The 19369-nt window shown below is 74.6% G+C and carries 20 protein-coding genes; 13 read left to right on the top strand and 7 right to left on the bottom strand.

Annotated elements, in window-relative coordinates; genetic code table 11:
- Positions 1–150: 150 nt before the first annotated feature.
- Positions 151–1995, top strand: coding sequence for a dihydroxy-acid dehydratase (gene ilvD, locus ACW14Y_RS18850; RefSeq protein ID WP_380299872.1), 1845 nt, complete (start codon positions 151–153; stop codon positions 1993–1995).
- 82 nt (positions 1996–2077) lie between these two features.
- Entirely contained in the window at positions 2078–2641 is a 564-nt protein-coding gene (locus tag ACW14Y_RS18845) for a hypothetical protein (protein WP_456987749.1), read from the top strand.
- Here ACW14Y_RS18845 and ACW14Y_RS18840 read toward each other — a convergent pair.
- Complete coding sequence (locus tag ACW14Y_RS18840; RefSeq protein ID WP_456987747.1) at positions 2628–3956, bottom strand: SCO2583/SCO2584 N-terminal domain-containing protein; 1329 nt, start codon at positions 3954–3956, stop codon at positions 2628–2630. The two genes, ACW14Y_RS18845 and ACW14Y_RS18840, sit on opposite strands and share 14 nt — an antisense overlap.
- Before the next feature lie 107 nt (positions 3957–4063).
- A complete protein-coding gene (locus ACW14Y_RS18835; protein ID WP_380437645.1) occupies positions 4064–4498 on the bottom strand; it encodes a hypothetical protein in 435 nt (144 codons plus the stop codon).
- A gap of 188 nt (positions 4499–4686) precedes the next feature.
- Here ACW14Y_RS18835 and proC point away from each other — a divergent pair, with 188 nt between their 5' ends.
- Positions 4687–5514: a pyrroline-5-carboxylate reductase gene (proC, locus tag ACW14Y_RS18830; protein WP_380299876.1), complete on the top strand. Its 828-nt coding sequence runs from the start codon at positions 4687–4689 to the stop codon at positions 5512–5514.
- A gap of 30 nt (positions 5515–5544) precedes the next feature.
- Positions 5545–6201, top strand: a complete 657-nt coding sequence (locus ACW14Y_RS18825) for an HAD family hydrolase (RefSeq protein WP_380437643.1) — start codon at positions 5545–5547, stop codon at positions 6199–6201.
- 84 nt (positions 6202–6285) lie between these two features.
- On the opposite strand, the gene ACW14Y_RS18820 is transcribed toward ACW14Y_RS18825, so the two are convergent.
- Positions 6286–6648, bottom strand: coding sequence for a peptidoglycan-binding domain-containing protein (locus ACW14Y_RS18820; RefSeq protein WP_380299878.1), 363 nt, complete (start codon positions 6646–6648; stop codon positions 6286–6288).
- Positions 6649–7032: 384 nt separating this feature from the next.
- On the opposite strand from ACW14Y_RS18820, the gene ACW14Y_RS18815 reads away from it, so the two are divergent.
- Positions 7033–8280, top strand: coding sequence for an MFS transporter (locus tag ACW14Y_RS18815; protein WP_456988201.1), 1248 nt, complete (start codon positions 7033–7035; stop codon positions 8278–8280).
- 40 nt (positions 8281–8320) lie between these two features.
- Here the strand turns inward: ACW14Y_RS18815 and ACW14Y_RS18810 are convergent, their stop codons facing one another.
- Positions 8321–8806, bottom strand: a complete 486-nt coding sequence (locus tag ACW14Y_RS18810; RefSeq protein ID WP_380383443.1) for a MarR family winged helix-turn-helix transcriptional regulator — start codon at positions 8804–8806, stop codon at positions 8321–8323.
- Between the two features lie 106 nt (positions 8807–8912).
- Here ACW14Y_RS18810 and ACW14Y_RS18805 point away from each other — a divergent pair, with 106 nt between their 5' ends.
- The 6 genes from ACW14Y_RS18805 to ACW14Y_RS18780 all read left to right on the top strand — a co-directional run bounded on the left by ACW14Y_RS18805 (position 8913) and on the right by ACW14Y_RS18780 (position 13712).
- Complete coding sequence (locus ACW14Y_RS18805; RefSeq protein ID WP_456987743.1) at positions 8913–9320, top strand: HGxxPAAW family protein; 408 nt, start codon at positions 8913–8915, stop codon at positions 9318–9320.
- Positions 9321–9389: 69 nt separating this feature from the next.
- Positions 9390–10586 carry an acetoin utilization protein AcuC gene (locus tag ACW14Y_RS18800; RefSeq protein WP_380299881.1) on the top strand — a complete coding sequence of 399 codons (1197 nt, stop codon included), beginning with the start codon at positions 9390–9392 and terminating at the stop codon, positions 10584–10586.
- A gap of 250 nt (positions 10587–10836) precedes the next feature.
- A complete protein-coding gene (locus ACW14Y_RS18795) occupies positions 10837–11046 on the top strand; it encodes a helix-turn-helix domain-containing protein (protein ID WP_045937940.1) in 210 nt (69 codons plus the stop codon).
- Between the two features lie 173 nt (positions 11047–11219).
- Complete coding sequence (locus ACW14Y_RS18790) at positions 11220–11336, top strand: 30S ribosomal protein bS22 (protein WP_425311139.1); 117 nt, start codon at positions 11220–11222, stop codon at positions 11334–11336.
- Positions 11337–11561: 225 nt separating this feature from the next.
- Positions 11562–12692 (top strand): NAD-dependent epimerase/dehydratase family protein, encoded by a 1131-nt coding sequence (locus ACW14Y_RS18785; protein ID WP_380299882.1) that lies wholly within the window; start codon positions 11562–11564, stop codon positions 12690–12692.
- A 6-nt stretch (positions 12693–12698) separates the two neighbouring features.
- A complete protein-coding gene (locus tag ACW14Y_RS18780; protein ID WP_045937931.1) occupies positions 12699–13712 on the top strand; it encodes a lysophospholipid acyltransferase family protein in 1014 nt (337 codons plus the stop codon).
- A gap of 111 nt (positions 13713–13823) precedes the next feature.
- On the opposite strand, the gene ACW14Y_RS18775 is transcribed toward ACW14Y_RS18780, so the two are convergent.
- The 3 genes from ACW14Y_RS18775 to ACW14Y_RS18765 all read right to left on the bottom strand — a co-directional run bounded on the left by ACW14Y_RS18775 (position 13824) and on the right by ACW14Y_RS18765 (position 17922).
- A complete protein-coding gene (locus tag ACW14Y_RS18775) occupies positions 13824–15176 on the bottom strand; it encodes a DUF5667 domain-containing protein (protein WP_380437641.1) in 1353 nt (450 codons plus the stop codon).
- 280 nt (positions 15177–15456) lie between these two features.
- The gene (locus tag ACW14Y_RS18770) at positions 15457–16221 is read right to left on the bottom strand and encodes an ECF subfamily RNA polymerase sigma factor, BldN family (RefSeq protein WP_380299901.1); all 765 of its coding nucleotides are present in this window, start codon (positions 16219–16221) and stop codon (positions 15457–15459) included.
- A 657-nt stretch (positions 16222–16878) separates the two neighbouring features.
- Positions 16879–17922, bottom strand: coding sequence for an HAD family hydrolase (locus ACW14Y_RS18765; protein ID WP_402722449.1), 1044 nt, complete (start codon positions 17920–17922; stop codon positions 16879–16881).
- A gap of 118 nt (positions 17923–18040) precedes the next feature.
- Between ACW14Y_RS18765 and ACW14Y_RS18760 the strand changes: the two genes are divergently transcribed.
- Entirely contained in the window at positions 18041–18325 is a 285-nt protein-coding gene (locus ACW14Y_RS18760; protein ID WP_456987738.1) for a glutaredoxin family protein, read from the top strand.
- A 198-nt stretch (positions 18326–18523) separates the two neighbouring features.
- A complete protein-coding gene (locus tag ACW14Y_RS18755) occupies positions 18524–19309 on the top strand; it encodes a 3'-5' exonuclease (RefSeq protein WP_456987736.1) in 786 nt (261 codons plus the stop codon).
- Positions 19310–19369: the final 60 nt, after the last annotated feature.

The following is a 19369-nucleotide window of genomic DNA, read 5'->3' as shown; positions in this document are numbered from 1 at the left end:
CCCGGCCCGGCGGTGCGCCCACCCGGCTGACCGCATCGCGGACGCCGTGTCCGCCGCCCGGACGGCGGGCGTAGGCTCGACAGACACAGTGGCCCCGCACCCTCCTGATCGAGCGGGGCCGCCAGTCAGCCTCCGAAGGAGTGGAGCACAGTGCCCGAGCTGAGGTCCCGTACGGTCACCCACGGTCGCAACATGGCAGGCGCCCGGGCGCTTCTCCGGGCGGCCGGCGTAGCCCGCGAGGACTTCGGCAAGCCGATCATCGCGGTCGCCAACTCCTTCACCGAGTTCGTCCCCGGCCACACCCACCTCCAGCCGGTCGGCCGGATCGTGTCCGAGGCGATCAAGCAGGCCGGCGGCATCCCCCGCGAGTTCAACACCATCGCGGTGGACGACGGCATCGCGATGGGCCACAGCGGCATGCTCTACTCGCTGCCCTCGCGCGACCTGATCGCCGACTCGGTCGAGTACATGGTCAACGCGCACTGCGCGGACGCGCTGATCTGCATCTCCAACTGCGACAAGATCACCCCCGGCATGCTGATGGCCGCACTGCGGCTGAACATCCCGACGGTCTTCGTCTCCGGCGGCCCGATGGAGGCCGGCAAGGCCACCCTGGTCGACGGCACGGTGCGCAAGCTCGACCTGGTCGACGCGATCTCGCAGGCGGTCAACGAGAACGTCTCCGACGAGGACATCGCGATCATCGAGGAGAACGCCTGTCCGACCTGCGGCTCCTGCTCGGGCATGTTCACCGCCAACTCGATGAACTGCCTCACCGAGGCGATCGGCCTCTCGCTGCCCGGCAACGGCTCGCTGCTCGCCACCCACACCGCCCGCCGCGCCCTCTACGAGGCCGCCGGCCGGACCGTCGTCGAGATCACCAACAGGCACTACGGCCAGGACGACCACTCCGTCCTGCCGCGCTCGATCGCCTCCCGCGCCGCCTTCGAGAACGCCATGGCCCTCGACATCGCCATGGGCGGCTCGACCAACACCATCCTGCACCTGCTCGCCGCCGCCCAGGAGGCCGAGCTGGACTTCGACCTGCGGGCCATCGACGCCACCTCTCGCAAGGTGCCGTGCCTGTCCAAGGTCGCGCCCAACGGCGCGTACTACATGGAGGACGTGCACCGGGCCGGCGGGATCCCGGCCATCCTCGGCGAGCTGCACCGCGGCGGGCTGCTGAACGAGGACGTGCACACCGTGCACTCCGACTCGCTCACCGAGTGGCTCAAGACCTGGGACGTCCGGGGCGGCTCGCCGTCCGCCGAGGCCGTCGAGCTGTGGCACGCCGCCCCCGGCTGCGTCCGCTCCGCCGAGGCCTTCTCGCAGTCCGAGCGCTGGGAGTCGCTGGACACCGACGCCGCCGGGGGCTGCATCCGCGGTGTCGAGCACGCCTACTCCGTCGAGGGCGGGCTCGCCGTGCTGTACGGCAACCTCGCCGAGGACGGCTGCATCGTGAAGACCGCCGGCGTGGACGAGTCGATCTGGACGTTCAGCGGCCCGGCCGTCGTCGTCGAGTCCCAGGAGGACGCGGTCGAGGCGATCCTCGCCAAGCGGATCAAGGAGGGCGACGTCGTCGTCATCCGCTACGAGGGCCCCAAGGGCGGCCCCGGCATGCAGGAGATGCTCTACCCGACCTCGTTCCTCAAGGGCCGGGGCCTGGGCAAGGCCTGCGCGCTGGTCACCGACGGCCGCTTCTCCGGCGGCACCTCGGGCCTGTCGATCGGCCACGCCTCCCCGGAGGCCGCGTCCGGCGGCACCATCGCCCTGGTCGAGGACGGCGACACCATCGCCATCGACATCCCGGGCCGACGGATCTCCCTGGAGGTCCCGGCCGAGGTCCTGGACGAGCGCCGCCGCGCCCTGGAGGCCGGCCACGGCTACCGGCCGAAGAACCGCGAGCGCCACGTCAGCCAGGCCCTGCGCGCCTACGCCGCGATGGCCACCTCCGCCGACAAGGGCGCCGTCCGGGACGTCAGCAAGCTCGGCTGACCCCGACCGCGGTCACGAGGCGCCGTCCCGGCCACCGGGACGGCGCCTCCGCCGTTCCCGCCCAGCGGGGATAATCGGACCCGTGACCCAGGAACGCACCCCCACCACCCAGCCCGCCGGCACCCCCGAGCCGGAGCCGATCCGCTGGTTCGGCACCAGCTGGGTCGATCGCGGCGGCGACTACCGGCTGCGCCGCGTCCTCGTCCCGCTCGGGGCGCTGCTCGCCGCCGCGGCCGGCGCCTTCGTGCTGCGCCTCGCCGTCGACGGCATCCGGGTCGCCGACAACGGGGGCTTCCTCAACGGACTGCTGGTCGCCGCCGTCGCGATCTGCTCGCTGCTCGCCGCGCTGCGCACCTGGAAGCTGCTCACCGAGGGCCGGGACGCGCTGACCGGCTGGATGGCCGAGGACAAGTCGCTCGGCGTGGTCTGGGTGATCGGCGGGGTCGGCTCGCTGCTCGCCTACTTCCTCCGCGCCCTGCGCGAGGCCCCCGGCGAGGCGCTGCACCGGGCCCGCTACGAGAAGGCGCTCGCCCAGCACGAGCAGGCCGGCCGCAGCGGCCGGCCCGGCACCGGTACCGGCGCCCAGGGCCGCGGCCGCACGCGCGCGCTGATCCGGCGCGGCCCCGGCCGGGTCAGCTGCGGCTGACCGTGCCGCAGACGCCGTCCGCGCGCAGCTCCTGGCTGCGGTCGTACGGGTCCGAGGTCGGCCCGGACTGGTCGGGGTTCGGGGCTTGGGCGGCCGTGAACTGGTCGAACTGCGGGTGGTAGGAGCCGTCGTACACCCCGCACTCGGTGTTGCCCGCGTCGGTCATGGTCCGCTCGAAGTAGAGCCGGTCCCGCTCGACGTCGAACTTCGCCGGGTCGTAGAAGCGGAAGGTGTCCACCCGGCGCACGACGGTCCGCGCCGTCCAGGTGTCCCCGGCCACGTCGGCCGCCGGGGTGAGCAGGCCGACCGGCTTCGCCACGCCGCCCCCGCCGGGGGCCGGGCTGCCCGTCGGCCGCGGCGGACCGGAGGGCTTGGGCGCGGTGGCGCGCTTGGCGGCGTCCGGGCCGGGCCGGAGCGGGTAGACGAAGGTGAAGTCGGTGTGCACCAGCACGCCCCGCTTGCCGTCCCCCTCGACGCTGATCCGGCCCTGGAGCCGGTAGGTGTCGCCGACCGGGATCGCGTCCCGCCCGTCGAAGCGGCTGAACCAGCCGGTCGGGTCCTGGTCGCGGGAGGGCGCGGCCAGCGCCTTCTCGGCCTGGGCCCGGCCCTCCGGGCTCAGCATGGCCAGGGCCGCCTCCGGGCGGCCGCCGGCCACCGTGCGCGGGTCCAGATTGGCCGCCGTCAGGTACCGCTTGACCAGCTCGACCTGCGCGGCGACCTGGTCGGCGCCGAACACGCCGATCCTGGTGACCGTGCCCGGTTCGGGCCCGAAGGCGTCGACGGTGGTGGGCCACCCCTCGGCGGGGGAGCCCGCCCACGGGTGGTCGACGGTCGGCTGCGCCGGGTCGACCGGCGGCGGCGCGGCGGTCGGCGCCCCGGTCTCCGGTGCGACGGTCGCCACCGGCGTGCCGGCCGTCGTGCCGCCGGAGCCGTCGCCGAACCGGGTCGAGTACCAGGACCGCAGGCCCTCGACGTTCAGCGCGGCGAGCACCAGGGCGACGGTGAGCACCACGAACAGCGGCGTCCGCCACCACCCGCCGCGGCGCGGCCGGGGGTTGCCCCACGGGTCGACCGGCCGGGGCCTGCGGGCGAAGCGCTTCGGCGGCCGGGGCCCGTCGTTCACCGAGCGGCGGCCGCCGGGGTCGACCGGCGGCGTGTGCTGCCACCGGGCGGCGAGCATCCGGGTGCGGCCCGTCTGCTCCTTCACGGCGGCGCCGCGGACGAACTCCTCGTCGAGCACGAGGTTGGCGAACGGGTCCTTCCCGTCCTTCGGCTCCTCGGACGGACGCGGTTCGGGGTCTTCGGCGATCGGCATCGCGCCAGTATGCCGACGGGGTGTGACAGCTGTTCGATCGGGGTCGCACCGTCGGGTGAACACCGGGTCGGCGCGGGGCGGCAGACCACCCGTTTCCTCCCGGAACGTCAGTCCTTGCTGCGGGCACGCTTCACCGAGCCGACCACCCCCGCCACACCCAGGACCATGGCCGCCGGGAACAGCGAGAGGAAGAACGCCTCGAACACGCCCGCGTCGCCGAGGAACAGCTGGGCCAGCGTGTTCAGGAGGAGCATTCCGCCCGCCGCCGGGAGCGCGGCCTGCCAGGGGTGCTCGTTCGCCCACTTCTGCAGCCGCCGGTCGGCGGTGTCCCGGCGCAGCCGGCCGCCCACCGTGCCGACCAGGAAGAAGAAGAACAGGGCGACGCCGGCCGGACCGGCCAGCATGCTCAGCGACCAGTCCCCGTCGATCAGATCGATCACCAGGTCCGTCGCCCCCACCAGCGCACCGACCCCCGCGGCGGTCCGCCACGGTCCCAAGGTCGCCGCCGCGACGGCGACCTGCCGGTTCTCACGTCGGGACATCTCTCCGTGTGCCATGCCTCCACGGTGCGCCCGCGTCCACCGCCGGGCCATAGGGGAGAACCCGGAGTTTCGCCCTAGGGGTGCCGCTCCGCCGGGTGCCCGCAGGGTGGACGGTGCCGCCCCGGGGAGGGGCGCGGTGCGAGGATGGCCGGGACGACGGGACGCGGCACCGGAGGCAAGGAGCGGCCATGACCAGCAGCGCGGCACACGGACAGAAGATCGCCTTCCTCGGCACGGGCAAGATCGGGGAGGCCCTGCTCTCCGGTCTGCTGCGGGCCGGCAAGGACCCGGCGGACGTCCTGGTGACGGCCCGCCGGCCCGAGCGGGCCGCCGAACTGGCCGCCAGGTACGGGGTCGGCGCGGTGGGCAACGCGGAGGCCGCCAAGCTCGCGGACACCCTGATCCTCGCGGTGAAGCCGCAGGACATGGGCACCCTGCTGGACGAGCTGGCGCCGCACATCGACCCCGACCGGCTGGTGATCTCGGCCGCGGCCGGCATCCCCACCGCCTGGTTCGAGGCCAGGCTGGCGCCCGGCACCCCGGTGGTCCGGGTGATGCCGAACACGCCCGTGCTGGTGGACGAGGGCATGAGCGTCATCTCCGGCGGGTCGCACGCCGCCGAGGCGCACCTGGAGCGGGCGGAGGAGATCTTCCGCTCGGTCGGCAAGGCGCTGCGGCTGCCCGAGTCCCAGCAGGACGCGGCGACCGCGCTCTCCGGCTCCGGCCCGGCGTACTTCTACTTCCTGGTCGAGGCGATGACCGACGCGGGCATCCTGCTCGGGCTGCCCCGGCAGGTGGCGCACGACCTCATCGTGCAGTCGGCGATCGGCGCCTCGGTGATGCTGCGGGACTCCGGGGAGCACCCGGTGAAGCTGCGCGAGGCGGTCACCTCGCCGGCCGGCACCACCATCTCCGCCATCCGCGAGCTGGAGAACCACGGGGTGCGGGCGGCCCTGCTGAGCGCCCTGGAGGCGGCCCGGGACCGTTCCCGGGAGCTGGCCTCCGGCGGCAAGTGACCGGCGGGGACGGCCGGTAGGGTCGCCCGCATGGCCTACGAACTGGTGATCTTCGACAACGACGGTGTCCTGGTGGACAGCGAGCCGCTCTCCAACCGGGTGCTCGCCGAGTACCTGACCGAACTGGGCTACCCGACCACCGTCGAGGACTCCTACCGGGACTTCATGGGCACCGCGGCCCACCGGGTGCACGACGTGATCGCCGAGCGGTACGACGGCGCTCTCCTCCCGGAGGGCTTCGACGAGTCGTTCCACGGCCGGGTCTTCGACACCTTCACCACCGAACTCGCCGCCGTGCGGGGCGCGGAGACGCTGCTGAAGGAGCTCCGGCAGCGGTCCGTGCCGTACTGCCTGGCCTCGTCCGCGCACCACAGCTGGATCCGCGCCGCGCTGGACGTCACCGGTCTGCGCGGGTGGTTCCCGGAGGAGCGGATCTTCAGCGCCCAGGACGTGGGGGTGGGCAAGCCGGCGCCGGACCTGTTCCTGCACGCCGCCCGCACCCTCGGCGTCGACCCGGCCGCCTGCCTGGTGCTGGAGGACAGCCCGAACGGCGTGCTGGCCGCCCGCGCGGCCGGTATGGACGTGTACGGCTACACCGCGCTGACCGACCCGGCGAAGCTGACCGCCGCCGGTGCCACCGGCCTGATCGGCGACCTCGCCGAGGCGCTCCCCCTGCTCGACCGCTAGCGCCCGGAACCCCCGAGGGGTGGGGCACCGCGCGCCGGTGCCCCACCCCTCGGTCCTGCGACGGACCGCTCCTGTGGCGGACGGTCAGCAGGCGTAGTTCGGCTGCACGTTCCAGTAGTCCAGCTTCGACCAGGTCTGCGGGCCGACCTCGCCGTCCTGCTGGAGGTGCACACAGCCCTGGAAGTAGATCACCGCGTTGAGGGTGGCCTGGCCGAACACGCCGTCGGCGATCAGCTTGTAGCCCCGGTCCGGGTGGATGGAGCGGTTGAGCTCGCACTGCAGCTCGCGCACCGCGTTGCCGGTGGCGTTGGCCTTCAGCAGCGGCTCGGAGGTGCTCCACTCGGAGCAGGGCTGGCCGCTGCTCGCGGCGGAGGCGGTGGTGGCGGTGGAGACGCCGCCGGCGAACACGAGGCCGGCGACGGCCAGGCCGGTGATGATCTTGCGCATGAGGGTTCCCTCCCTGTGAACGTGTGCCGCGGTCGGCACACGGTCGGTGCGTCCGGCGTGGGGCCGGACTGGCGACGACTCTGCTCGTTCGGGGGCGGACGGCCAAGGCCCGGACTGTCTCAATCCGCTCCGCGGGCCGATCATGAGACAGCTGTGGGACGGCGCCGGAGGCGATGCCGCAGGTGGCGCGAGGTCGGTCGGCGGACCTCCGCGCGGGTGTCTCACGCGCGCACCCCCTCCCGCGAACGCCCGTCAGCGCCTACGCTCTCGCCACCGACCGCCGTACCGGCCAGTAGCGAGGTGGATGTGCCTACCGAGAGTGCCTACCGTTCCGGGAGCGACGCGGGGGACGCGGGGGACGGGGGCGGCCCGGTCACGCCGGGGCTGCGGGTCGGCCGGGCGGCGCTGGCCGCGAGCTTCCTCCTGCAGGGCGTCACCTTCGCCCTGCTGGTCACCTGCATCCCGGAGATCCAGGACCGGTACGGGCTGAGCGACTCCCTGCTGCCGCTCTTCCTGGCCGCGGTGCCGGTGCTGGCCGGGGTGGGGTCGATCGCCTCCGAGCGGCTGGTGCGCCGGACGAGCGCGCGGGCCGTGCTGCGGGTGGTCCAGCCGGCGGTCTGCGCCACCCTGGCCGCCGCCGGTCTGGGCGACCGGCTCTGGCAACTGGCGCTGGCCCTGGGCGCCTTCGGGCTGCTGGTCGGCGCGCTGGACGCGAGTATGAACATGCTCGGGGTCGGGCTCCAGCACCGTTACGGCCGCTCGGTGATGCTCGGTTTCCACGCCGCGTTCAGCCTCGGCGGCATCGTCGGCGCGGCCGTCGCCGGGCTCGGCGCGCACGTCGGGCTCGGACTGCCGGTGCTGTTCGGGACGGCGGCCGCGGTGGTCGCCCCGCTCGCGCTGCTGGCGGGCACGAGGTTCGCCGGACCGGCCGAACTCGGCGACGCGGTACGGGAGGCCGCGGCCGCCGCCGCCCGGTCGATCCCCTGGCGGCCGCTGCTGCCGCTCTGCCTGGTGATGGCCTTCGCCTACATCGCCGACGCCTCGGTCTCCAACTACAGCGTCAAGTACCTGACCGACGGGCTGGGCAGTCCCGAGGACGTCGCCAAGCTCTCCTACCTCGGCTACATGGTGGCGATGCTGCTGGGCCGGGCGCTCGGCGACCGCGCGGTGCAGCGCTGGGGCGCCGTCCCGGTGGTGCGGTCCGGTGCCGCGCTGTCGGCGCTCGGGTTCGCGCTGGCCGCCGCCGCGCCCGCCGCCTGGGCCGGGATCGCCGGGTTCACCGTGCTGGGGCTGGGGATCTGCGCGATCATCCCGCAGGTGTTCGCGGCCGGCGGGCGGCTGTTCCCGGCCGACTCGGACGCGGCGGTGGCCCGGCTCAACCTGTTCAACTACGTGGGGTTCCTGGTGGGTTCGCCGCTGGTGGGGGCGCTCGCGGACGCGAGTTCGTACCGCTGGGCGCTGCTGGCGCCGATGCTGCTGGTGCTGGCGGTGCTGCCGCTGGCGGACCGCTTCGCCGCGCCGGCGGCGGTGTCCCCGGCATCCGCCGGCCCGGCCGCAGGTTCGCCCGCCGGTTCGCCAACCGGTCCGGCCGCCGGTCCGGCCGTCCGGGACGCCGTCCGGGGCACGCCGTAGGGCGCGCCGCCGTCGGGGGACGGGTCCAGGGGGGTCGGCCTCAGGGTGTCGCCTCCCTGATCTCCGCCAGCGACTCGTGCAGGATCGCCTTCGCGCGGGTGAACCAGTCGGTGAGCACGGCGACCTCGGCCGGGGTGTAGTCGGCGAAGAGGTCGTTGATCCGTCCGTAGAACGGGCCGTAGACCTCCATGATCCGGTCCTGCGCGGCGGCCTCCAGCACCACCCGCACCCGGCGGCGGTCGTCCGGGTCGGCCTCGCGCCGGGCGTACCCGGCCTTCTCCAGCCGGTTGAGCACGCCGGTGACCGCGCCGGTGGTGAGCTGCGCGCGTTCGGCGAGATCGCCCGCGGCCAGGGCCTCGCCGGCCGTCGCCGCCTCGATCAGGAAGCCGACGCAGGTGAGGTCGGTGACGTTCAGGCCGAGCCGCGCCGCGATGTCCTGCTGGCCGAACTGCGAGAGCGCGATCATCCGGTCCATCGCGTAGAGCGCCTGCTCGGGCGACGCCTCGGGGCGCGGCTTGCCCTCCACGGGAAATCTCCTTAGCATCTAAGTTACTTACCTCGTGAGATAAGACATCAGTCCGTTCGCGGACGGGAGCCCGGGTGGACCCGTCCATCACACCAAACGAGGACACATGGGCGCACACGCCGATCACGACATGGGCCACACCGTCGCCGGCTGGACCGGCACCGCCGTCGTCACCCTGGGCTTCGCCGTCGCGGGCGCGGCCTTCGTCGCGGGCTCCGGGCCGGGGCTCTGGGCCGGGGCGGCGCTGGTCCTCCTCGGGGCGGTCGCCGCCTGGGCGCTGCACCTGGCCGGGCGGGGCAAGGCCACCGGGCCGCGCCCGCCGGGACTGCGGCACTGGCGCACCCCCGACCCGGCCGGCCGCCACGGCCACCCCGACTGCCTCGGCTGCCGGCTGGCCGGCCGCCGGGCCGCCCGCGCCGCCGTCCCGGCCGCCGTCCGTGCCGCGGTGCCCGCCCCCGGGTCCGACCCCGTCGGCGCCGCCGCGTCCGTCCCGGGGGCGGGCACCCGGATCTGACTCCCGTACCGCCGGCGTTCAAGGACCCGTTGCCCGGTCGCGCGGCCGTCACCCACTACGGTGGAGGCCATGCCCGACGCCGAGCGTGACCCCTCCTGCGGCCTGCACCTCTTCTGGGACGAGGCGGTCACCGCCTACGACTTCGGCCCGGGCCACCCGATGGATCCCACCCGGCTGTCGCTCACCATGCGCCTGGTCGAGGACCTCGGCCTCGCCGCCGGACCGGGCGTCACCGTCCGCTCCGCGCCCGCCGCGGGCGACTCCACCCTCGGCCTGGTGCACACCGCGGCGTACGTCGAGGCGGTCAAGCGGGCCGCCGCCGACCCCGACCGGCAGGACCCGCGGCACGGCCTCGGCACCGACGACAACTGGTCCTTCCCCGCCCTCCACTCCGCCTCCGCGCTGATCGCCGGCCAGTCCGTCGCCGCCGCCGAGGCCGTCTGGCGCGGCGAGACCCCGCACGCGGTGAACTTCGCCGGCGGCCTCCACCACGCGATGCCCGACCGTGCCTCCGGCTTCTGCGTCTACAACGACCCGGCCCTCGCCATCGCCCGGCTGCTCGAACTCGGCGCCGAGCGGATCGCCTACGTCGACGTGGACGTCCACCACGGCGACGGCGTCCAGCAGGCGTTCTGGGACGACCCCCGGGTGCTCACCGTCTCGCTGCACGAGCACCCGGCCACGCTCTTCCCGCAGACCGGCTGGAGCACCGAGACCGGCGGCCCGGGCGCCGAGGGCTCCGCCGCCAACCTCCCGCTGCCGGCCGGCACCGGCGACGCCGGCTGGCTGCGCGCCTTCCACGCCCTGGTGCCCGAGCTGCTCGCCGCCTTCCGCCCGCAGGTCCTGGTCACCCAGCACGGCGCCGACACCCATCTGGAGGACCCGCTCGCCCACCTGGCCGTCACCGTGGACGCCCAGCGGGCCATCGCCGAGGAGCTGCACGGGCTGGCGCACGAGCACGCCGACGGCCGGTGGATCGCGCTCGGCGGGGGCGGCTACGCGGTCGTCGACGTCGTCCCGAGGGCCTGGACCCACCTGGTGGCCACCGCCGCGGGACGGCCGGTCGACCCGGCCACCGAGACGCCGGAGTCCTGGCGCGCCGAGGTCTACCGGCGCACCCGGGGCCCCGCCCCGCTGCGGATGACCGACGGCGCCCGTCCGGTCTGGCGCGACTTCGACGCGGGATACGATCCGGCGGACCGCCTCGACCAGGCGATTCTGGCCGCCCGGCGCGCCGTCCTGCCGCACCACGGCCTGCTGCCCTGAGCGGAAGTCGAAGGGGCGCCGTCCGCTTGTGAGGACCTGGTGCCCGGTCGCGTTCCGTGCGCAGGCCGACCGGTACAAATCGCCGATCGACTACGTACTGCAACCGACTTATCCCTCACCGTACGAGGACTGGGCTTCTCCCTCTTCCCACTGGTACCACCCATAACTACTCTGGGGATACACGTGTGCCGGTGGAGTCACCGGAGGGGAAGCCGGTGCCTTGCACACGGGTAAGGGTCGGGTGATGGTCATGAGTTCCGGCGAACGCCCCTTGCAGGACGTCGTCTTCCTGACCGTGGCCGAGGTGGCCGCGGTCATGCGGGTCTCCAAGATGACGGTCTACCGGTTGGTGCACAGCGGTGAGCTGCCTGCCATCCGGGTCGGCCGCTCGTTCAGGGTGCCCCAGCAGGCAGTGCACGAGTACCTCAAGGAGTCCTACGTGCGGCTCGAAAGCGCGTAGGCGAAGGCCGGTCCGGGCGGGGTCCACCACCGGTGGACCCCGTCTCCGTTCGCTCCGGATTCGCCTGCGGTTCGCCTGCTTCCGGGGTGCGATTACGACCCTGGGCGAGTGGACGGTAGGCTGGGCCCTCACGTCAGTCGTATGGACTCCGTCTCTCACGGGCGAGAGTCTCAGTGAGCGAGGGTTGTTCCGTGGGCTCTGTCATCAAGAAGCGTCGCAAGCGTATGGCCAAGAAGAAGCACCGCAAGCTTCTCAAGCGCACGCGCGTTCAGCGTCGCAACAAGAAGTAAGCGTCCCCGGCCGCGCTCGCGCGCCCAGCGCTTGACACCGCCCGTCCTGGCCCTCCGGCCTGGGCGGGCGGCGTCGTTCTCCGGGCCGGGCGTCACCGGTTCGGCCGCTCCCCCTGCCGGTCGATTCCCGGACCGGGGTTCACCGGCCCGGTGTTTCCCGGCCCGCCGCGGCGGCGCGGTACGGTGCACGCAGGTCTCCCGGGCCGAGGAATGGGGTGCAGCGCTGTGGGAACGGTCGTGCTCGTCACCGGCGTCGGCCGGCACCTGGGCGCCCGCTTCGCCGCCGAGCTGCGCCGCCGGCCGGGGGTGGACCTGGTGGTCGGCGTGGACGTGCAGCCACCGAGCCCCGCGCTGCGCGCGCTCGCCGAGCCGGACGGGCCCGCCGCGCCGTACCGCTTCCACCAGCTGGACCTGCGCCGCCCCGCCGTGGCGCGGGTGATCGCCGAGCACGGCGTCGACACCGTGGTGCACCTCGCGGTCAGCGCCACCGGACTGGGCTCCACCAACCGCTCCGCGGTGAAGGAGGCCAATGTCATCGGCACCATGCAACTGCTCGGCGCCTGCCAGAAGGCGCCGGGGGTGCGCCGGCTGGTGGTGAAGTCGACCACCGGCGTCTACGGCTCGGCGCCGCGCGACCCGGCCGTGTTCACCGAGCGGACCCAGCCGAAGACCCTGCCGGGCGGCGGTTTCGCCAAGGACGCGGTCGAGGTGGAGGGCTACGTCCGGGGCTTCGCCCGGCGCCGTCCGGACGTCGCGGTCACGGTGCTGCGGTTCGCCAACATCGTCGGCCCGGGCGCCGACACCCCGCTGACCGACTACTTCGCGCTGCCGGTCCTGCCGACCGTGCTCGGCTACGACCCCCGGCTGCAGTTCGCGCACGAGGACGACGTGGTCGAGGTGCTCTGCCGGGCCTCCTTCCCGGCCGGGCCCGGCACCGTGAACACCGGCACCGTCAACGTCGCCGGGGAGGGCGTGCTGCTGCTCTCCCAGTGCGCCCGCCGACTGGGCCGGCCGACCCTGCCGCTGCTGCTGCCGGCGGTCAGCTGGATCGCCGGACTGGCCCGGCAGACCCGGCTGGTCGACGTCTCGCCCGAGCACCTGCGGCTGCTGACCCACGGCCGGGTGGTGGACACCGTCCGGCTGCGCGAGTCCTTCGGCTACCGCCCGGTGTTCAGCACCCCGGAGGCCTTCGCGGACTTCGCCGCCGCGCAGTCGCCGGGCCTGCTGCCGCCGCGGCGGCTGACCGCCGTCACCGACGGGCTGGCCGCGCTGCTCGGCCCGGAGGCCGGCCGGACTGCCGGCCCGGGCACCACCGCCCCGGGCGCCCCCGCCCGACCGCACCGACCCAGGAGCTGAGCCCGCATGAGTGCCGCCGCCGAGAACGCGCCGGGTGAGGCGAAGGTCATCCCGATCGAGTCCGCCCCCAGCTGGAGCGAGCCGCCGGCCGACGGCTCCGGCCTGGCCGACCGGGTGGCCGGCGCCGTCGGCGGCGCGCTGGCCGGTCGGCTCGGCGCCGCCGCGACCCGCGCGTTCGGCAAGGGCTGGGAGGACCGGGCCGCCGACGGCCTGGCCTTCCTGCGCCGCCGGATCACCGGCGACTACGAGGTGGACGAGTTCGGCTTCGACCGGGAGCTCACCGAGGAGGTGCTGCTCGGGCTGCTGCGGCCGCTGGCGGAGAAGTACTTCCGGATCGAGGTGCGCGGGATCGAGAACATCCCGGCCGAGGGCGGCGCGCTGATCGTCGCCAACCACTCCGGGACGATCCCGCTGGACGCGCTGATGACCCAGGTGGTGATACACGACCACCACCCGCACCACCGGCACCTGCGGATGCTCGCGGCCGACCTGGTGTTCGTCCTGCCCGGGATCAACGAGCTGGCCCGCAAGGCCGGGCACACCCTGGCCTGCAACGAGGACGCCCAGGCCCTGCTGGAGCGCGGCGAACTGGTCGGGGTGTGGCCGGAGGGCTTCAAGGGGGTCGGCAAGCCGTTCTCCGAGCGGTACAAGCTCCAGCGCTTCGGCCGCGGCGGCTTCGTCTCCTCGGCGCTGCGGGCCCGGGTGCCGATCGTGCCGTGCTCGATCGTCGGGGCGGAGGAGACCTACCCGATGATCGGCGACTTCCGGACCCTGGCCCGGCTGCTGGGCCTGCCGTACGTGCCGATCACGCCGACCTTCCCGTGGCTGGGCCCGCTGGGGGCGGTGCCGCTGCCCACCAAGTGGATCATCGAGTTCGGCGAGCCGATCGCGACCGACCGGCACCCGGTGGAGGCGGCGGACGACCCGATGCTGGTCTTCGACCTGGCCGACGAGGTCCGGGAGACCATCCAGCACACGCTGTACCAGCTGCTGGTGCGGCGGCGCTCGGTCTTCTTCTGAGTCGTTCCGGGTCCTTCTGAGTCGTTCCGGGGCCTTCCGGGTCTCTCGGGAAACGGCCGGGCCCCGGCGGACAGCACGTCCGCCGGGGCCCCGCCGTACCGCTCGGCCGGGTCAGCCGCCGAGGATCCGCAGACCGGGCAGCAGGCCCGGGATCAGCGGGGGCACCTCGACCCCCTGCTGCTGGGCCGGGCCGCCGCTCGCGCTGGGCGACTCGGACGGCTGCGCCGGGGACCGGTCCGGCGCCGGGGCCGGGGCCGGCGCGTCCGCGCTGGGCGAGGGCTTGGCCCCGGTGAGCCCGCTGGTGAGGTTGTCGACCAGGCCGCCGACCGGGGCCGGCACGACATTGGTCTCACCGCTGGGCGCCGGTGCGACCGGTGCGCCGGGGGCCGCGGGCGCCGCCGGTGCGGGCGCGCCGCCCTGCGGCGGGACCAGCGGGGTGCTGCCGGGCCGACCGCCGACCGAGGTGCCGGCCGGTCCGCCGGTGGCACCGCCCTGGACCGGTGCCCCGCCGACCGCCGGGCCGCCGGGCGAGGTGCCGGCCGAGGGGCCGCCCTGCCCGTCCGGTCCGCGGGTGCCGTCGCCCGCCCCGCCGTCGTCCGGCATCCCGCTCTTGGCGGGCTGCTGGACCAGACGCAGGGGCGCGACGTCCTGGCTTATGTCGTCGAAGAGCTGGTCCACCAGGTGGGCCTGCGGGACCAGCTGGTCCGGGAGCCGGGACTGGACCTCGGCCCAGGTGCCGTCCTCGTCGTGGGCGAAGCCGGCCAGGGTGCGCATCGGGTCGAGCGAGCCGTTGTTCCGGTAGACGGCGCGCAGCAGGTCGCGGCCCTTGAGGGCGTCGTTGTGCATGTCGTCGAGGGCCTTGCGGACCTGCTCGACGGTGCCCGGACTGAGCGAACCGCCGGTGCCGGACCGGCCCACCAGCGACCGGGCCTCGCCGAGCCGGGTGGCCGCGTGGTCGAGCAGCAGCTCGCCGCGCTCGCTGTCGGTGTCCGCGAGGTTGAGCCGCAGTCCCTCCAGTCCGCGCTTCATGCCGTACAGCGGGTCGCCGGGGAGGGCGTTTCCACTGGCGGCCGCGGCGCCGGCGAAGCTGCCGACGGCGAGGCCGGCGACGAGCCCGCCGATCGCGAACCGGCGGCTCCAGCGTCCGCGCGGCGCCGTGCGGACGGCCCGGTGGCGGCGCTGGCGCGGCACGGTGATGCCCGGCCCGCCCGCGAAGGCCTGCTCGAACGCGGCCATCAGCTGGGCGCGTTGGACGGTCCGGACCTCGTGGTCGAGCTCCGGGACGGGCAGCGCGCCGAGCGCGCCGACCGTGTCGATGAGTTCGGCCATCGCGACCGAACCGGCGTTGCCGGTAGCGGTGGTGGCCGTTCCGTTGCCGTCGGCAGCGCGTTGCTCCGCCTGGTGGGCCTCCAGCGCCTCGGCGAAGGCCTTCGCCCGCCGGTGCTCCAGCACGTTTGCCGTCACGGGCCACACCTCCCTTCGTCGTTGTCGACACCCCGGCCTGCCGGACGGTTGCCCCGGCAAGCCAAAGCCACTCCATCGGGTGAGAGGTCGCAATTCGACTTGACCGCACGCCTGGTGGAGGCTTGCAAGCTGGCCAACGAGCGGCGCGGGTGGTCGGTTACGCACGACTGATCATCGGACCGACCCTTCACCCGGATGTGTCGGGCCGCCGCCGAGGGTGACGGCCCGCCCACTATCTCTCCCGCCGCTTCCCCGGGGGCCTCCCCGGACCGCCGCCGGTTCACCGGGCGTCGGGCGGGAGCAGGCGGGCCAGGGTGCGCACGGCCCGGTACTGGAGGGTCTTGATGGCGCCCTCGTTCTTGCCCATGATCCGGGCGGTCTCGGCGACCGACAGCCCCTGCAGGAAGCGCAGCGTGACGCACTCCTGCTGCTGCGGGTTCAGCCGGCGGACCGCCTCCAGCAGTGCCGCGTTGGAGAGCGACTCCAGCACCGAGTCCTCGGGGCTGCGTTCGCACTCGTTGGAGTCGAGCATCTCGCCCGTGGTGACCTCCAGCCGGAACCGGCTGGACTTGAAGTGGTCGGCGACCAGGTTGCGGGCGATGGTCACCAGCCAGGCGCCGAAGTCCCGGCCCTGCCAGGTGAAGGTGCCGATCCGGCGCAGCGCGCGCAGGAACGTCTCGCTGGTGAGGTCCTCGGCGGTGGCCCGGCTGCCGACCCGGTAGTAGATGTAGCGGTAGACGGTGTCCGAGTAGTGGTCGTAGAGCCGGCCGAAGGCCTCGCTCTCGCCGGCCTGGGCGCGCTCGACCAGCTCCATGATCGGGTTGTGCTCGGTCTCGTAACCGGGGCCGGTGGTGGTGCGGGAGCGGCTGCGGCCGCCGGTGCTGCCGGCCCGGCCCCGGGTGCCGGCCCCGGCCGAACCGGCCGCGGTGGTGCGCAGCAGGGGGGTGCCGGGGCGGTCCTGGGTCTGGCCGAACGCGGCTCCGGCGGGCACCAGTTGGGGGGTGACGGGGAGCTGGCTGCGGAGCAGGGTGCGCAGCAGCTCCAGGCCGGTGGAGATCTGCCGGGGCGGGACCGGGCGGCCGCGGAGGCTGGTGCGGGAGCGCAGGGGCGCGGACGACGGGCGGGAGGGTGCAGGCGCGTCGTTCCGGACGGGTGGGTACACGGGACTCCCAGAGGCAGAACTGTGGACGGATCACCTCCGCCTGCGCGGAGAGCACGTCCGCGCCCCCCGGGTCGCGCTGGGGCGGTTGGGTGACGTGCATCCAGGAGAGAATAACGCTTTGTGCAATGACAGCTACACCGTGTGGTCGAAGTGGTCGTTTGGGATCCGCATTGAACGTATATCCGGCCGACAGTGACCGAACATGTCGGCGATCGCCTGGCTCAACGTGACAGAACGGGTGCGCCTGGTGACCAATTCGGTGGTGAGGCGGGCGGTTTCCCGGTTCTGGGGCCCGATAACCCCCGACTTTGTCGAGCTGGCGAACGATCAGATCCGGTCACTGGCTGGCGAGTTCGGTCGAGGGGGCCGGACGGGCCCGCGACGCGCGGGAGTTCGCCCGTACGGGCGGCATCGTCAGCGCGCGAATTGACCGGACTCACCCCGGCGCGGGCCCCGGACGGCCGTCCGCGGGGTCCGCCCGGCCCGGTCGCCCGACCCGGGTCGTTCGGTCCGCTCCGTCCGGCGCGGCGTCCGCTCCGTTCAGGCGTGGTGCCGGCGGTGCAGCGCGGCCCAGGCCGCGACCGCGCCCGCGGTCACGCCGAGCGCGGCGGCGGCCGGCAGCCCGACCCGGGCGGCCTTCCGCCCGGTCCGGAAGTCCCGGACCCGCCAGCCCTGCGCGCGGGCGTGCCGCCGCAGCGCGCCGTCCGGGTTCACCACGTAGGGGTGGCCCACCAGCGAGAGCATCGGGATGTCGTTGGCCGAGTCGCTGTACGCGGCGCAGCGGTCGAGGTCGAGCCGCTCCCGCCGGGCCAGCGAGCCCACCGCGGCGGCCTTGGCCGGCCCGTGCAGCAGCTCGCCGACCAGCCGGCCGGTGTACGCGCCGTCGCGCGCCTCGGCGACGGTGCCGAGCGCCCCCGTCATGCCGAGCCGGGCCGCGATGATCCGCGCCACCTCCACCGGCGCGGCGGTGACCAGCCAGACCCGCTGCCCGGCGTCCAGGTGCATCTGGACCAGGGCGCGGGTGCCCGGCCACACCTTGTCGGCGATGACCTCCTCGAAGACCTCCTCGCAGAGCGCCTCCAGTTCGGCGGTGCGCTTGCCGGCGACCAGGCCCAGGGCGGTGTGCTGGGCGTCGGCCATGTGGTCCGGGTCCTCGGCGCCGTACAGCCGGAACCAGGCCTGCTGCCAGGCGAAGCGCGCGATGTCGCGGCGGGTGAGGAAGCCCCGGCGGTAGAGGCCGACCCCGAGGTAGAAGATCGCGGCCCCGCGCAGGATGGTGTTGTCGCAGTCGAAGAAGGCGGCGGCGCGCGGGTCGTCCGGTTCGGGGGTGTGGTTCTCGGCGGGCGGCCTGGGCGTCCGGCCGCGTCGGGCGGGTTCCGCGTCCCCGGCGGGCCCGGCCTCCTCGGCCGGCCCGGCGTCCGCCGCGGGCCCGGTGCCGTCGGCCGGCTCCGTCGGGACCTCCCCGGCCGGTGCCGGGGCGGCCCGCAGGGCGGCCTCCGCCGCCTCCGCCGCGGCCTCGCCCGCCAGCGCGGTCCGCGGGCCGGTGGGGCGCCTTGACTGGGTGAGCCTTCGGAGCACGGCCATGTCATCGAGCATAGCCAGCCACCTGTGCGGCGGCCGTGACGGCGACGTGCCCGCCGGGTGAACGGCGGGAGGGGCGGCCGGGTCCGGCCCGCCCGTCGGGGCGGCGCACAATGGCGGGGTGAGTCCACTGCTGCGACGTGACAAGAACCGGGGCCCGGGGTCGGCCGACCGGACGGTGACCCTGGTGGCCAAGCCTGGCTGCCATCTGTGCGACGACGCCCGGGAGGTGATCGTCCGGGTGACGGCCGAGCTGGGCGCGGCCTTCGAGGAGAAGGACATCACCCAGGACCCGGAGCTGCACCACCTCTACTGGGAGCAGATCCCGGTGACCCTGATCGACGGGCGCCAGCACGACTTCTGGCGGGTGGACGAGAAGCGCCTGCGCAGCGCCCTCGGCGCCTGACCCGGGCCCCGGCGGACCCGGCGGGGAGGCTCCGGCCCGCTCCGCCGGGCGCCTCCCGCGCCCCCGCCGAACGGCGGGGGCGGTTCGCCGAATCGTTGTGAAGAATCCGCGTTCCGGGCTTGGGGCACCGGCCGTCGGTCGGCTTACGATCGAACTCGTCCGCGCCCATGGGGGGCTGAGCACACGAGGAGTGCCGCCGTGCTTCCCGGTCCGCCCCCGATCACGCCCGCCGAGCCGTCGGCCGCGCGCGGGGGCTTCGCCGTGGTGGACGTGGAGGCGACCGGCCGCAGCCCCTGGCGGCACCGGGTGGTCGAGGTGGCGGTGGTGCTGCTGGACGAGCGGCTCCGCCCCGAGGGCGAGTTCTGCACCCTGCTGGACCCGCTCGGCCCGGTCGGCCCGACCCATGTGCACCGGATAGCGCAGGAGGACGTCGAGGGCGCCCCGCGCTTCCGCGAGATCGCGCCGCTGCTGCTGGAGCTGCTGGCCGGCCGGGTGCTGGTCGGCCATCACGTCACCTGCGACCACGCCTTCCTGGACCGCGAGTTCGCCCGGATCGGGGTCCCGCTGCCGCCGGTGCCCTCGCTGTGCACGATGCGGCTGGCCCGGGACCGGCTGCCGGAGGCCGGCGGCTTCGGCCTGGCGGCCTGTGTGGCGGCGGCCGGCCTCGACGGCTTCGCCGCGCACACCGCGCTCGGCGACGCCCGGGCCACCGCCGGCCTGCTGCGCCACTGCCTGGACGCGCCGTCCGGCCCGCCGGGCGACTGGGCGGGGCCGCTGCGGGAGGCGGCCGCGGTGCCGTGGCCGAGGCTGGGGCGGGCCCGGTCCCGCCTGTCCGGGGAGCCGGTGCCGCTGGTCCTGCGGGGGTCCTCCCGCCCGGCTCCGCCGGTGCTGCCGAACGGCCTGCTGTACGGCCCTCGGCCACCCCTTGCACCGCCCCCGGCGGTGGCCCGGAAAGGGGCCGGTGCTATGGGGTCCACGGCGTGATGCGCATCACTGTGTGTGGACAAATCGGACACCATCTTTGTGCACACGTTCACAAACGCA

The sequence above is a fragment of the Kitasatospora sp. cg17-2 genome (genome assembly GCF_054031055.1).
This window is presented reverse-complemented; position numbering and strand designations above follow the sequence as displayed.

Coding starts and splice junctions, on each gene's coding strand:
- ACW14Y_RS18765 (WP_402722449.1), bottom strand. CDS start 17,922: ATGGCCGTGCTCCGAAGGCTCACCCAGTCAAGGCGCCCCACCGGCCCG.
- ACW14Y_RS18800 (WP_380299881.1), top strand. CDS start 9,390: ATGCCCGACGCCGAGCGTGACCCCTCCTGCGGCCTGCACCTCTTCTGG.
- ACW14Y_RS18835 (WP_380437645.1), bottom strand. CDS start 4,498: ATGTCCCGACGTGAGAACCGGCAGGTCGCCGTCGCGGCGGCGACCTTG.
- ACW14Y_RS18795 (WP_045937940.1), top strand. CDS start 10,837: ATGAGTTCCGGCGAACGCCCCTTGCAGGACGTCGTCTTCCTGACCGTG.
- ACW14Y_RS18825 (WP_380437643.1), top strand. CDS start 5,545: ATGGCCTACGAACTGGTGATCTTCGACAACGACGGTGTCCTGGTGGAC.
- ACW14Y_RS18805 (WP_456987743.1), top strand. CDS start 8,913: ATGGGCGCACACGCCGATCACGACATGGGCCACACCGTCGCCGGCTGG.
- ACW14Y_RS18840 (WP_456987747.1), bottom strand. CDS start 3,956: ATGCCGATCGCCGAAGACCCCGAACCGCGTCCGTCCGAGGAGCCGAAG.
- ACW14Y_RS18820 (WP_380299878.1), bottom strand. CDS start 6,648: ATGCGCAAGATCATCACCGGCCTGGCCGTCGCCGGCCTCGTGTTCGCC.
- ACW14Y_RS18780 (WP_045937931.1), top strand. CDS start 12,699: ATGAGTGCCGCCGCCGAGAACGCGCCGGGTGAGGCGAAGGTCATCCCG.
- proC (WP_380299876.1), top strand. CDS start 4,687: ATGACCAGCAGCGCGGCACACGGACAGAAGATCGCCTTCCTCGGCACG.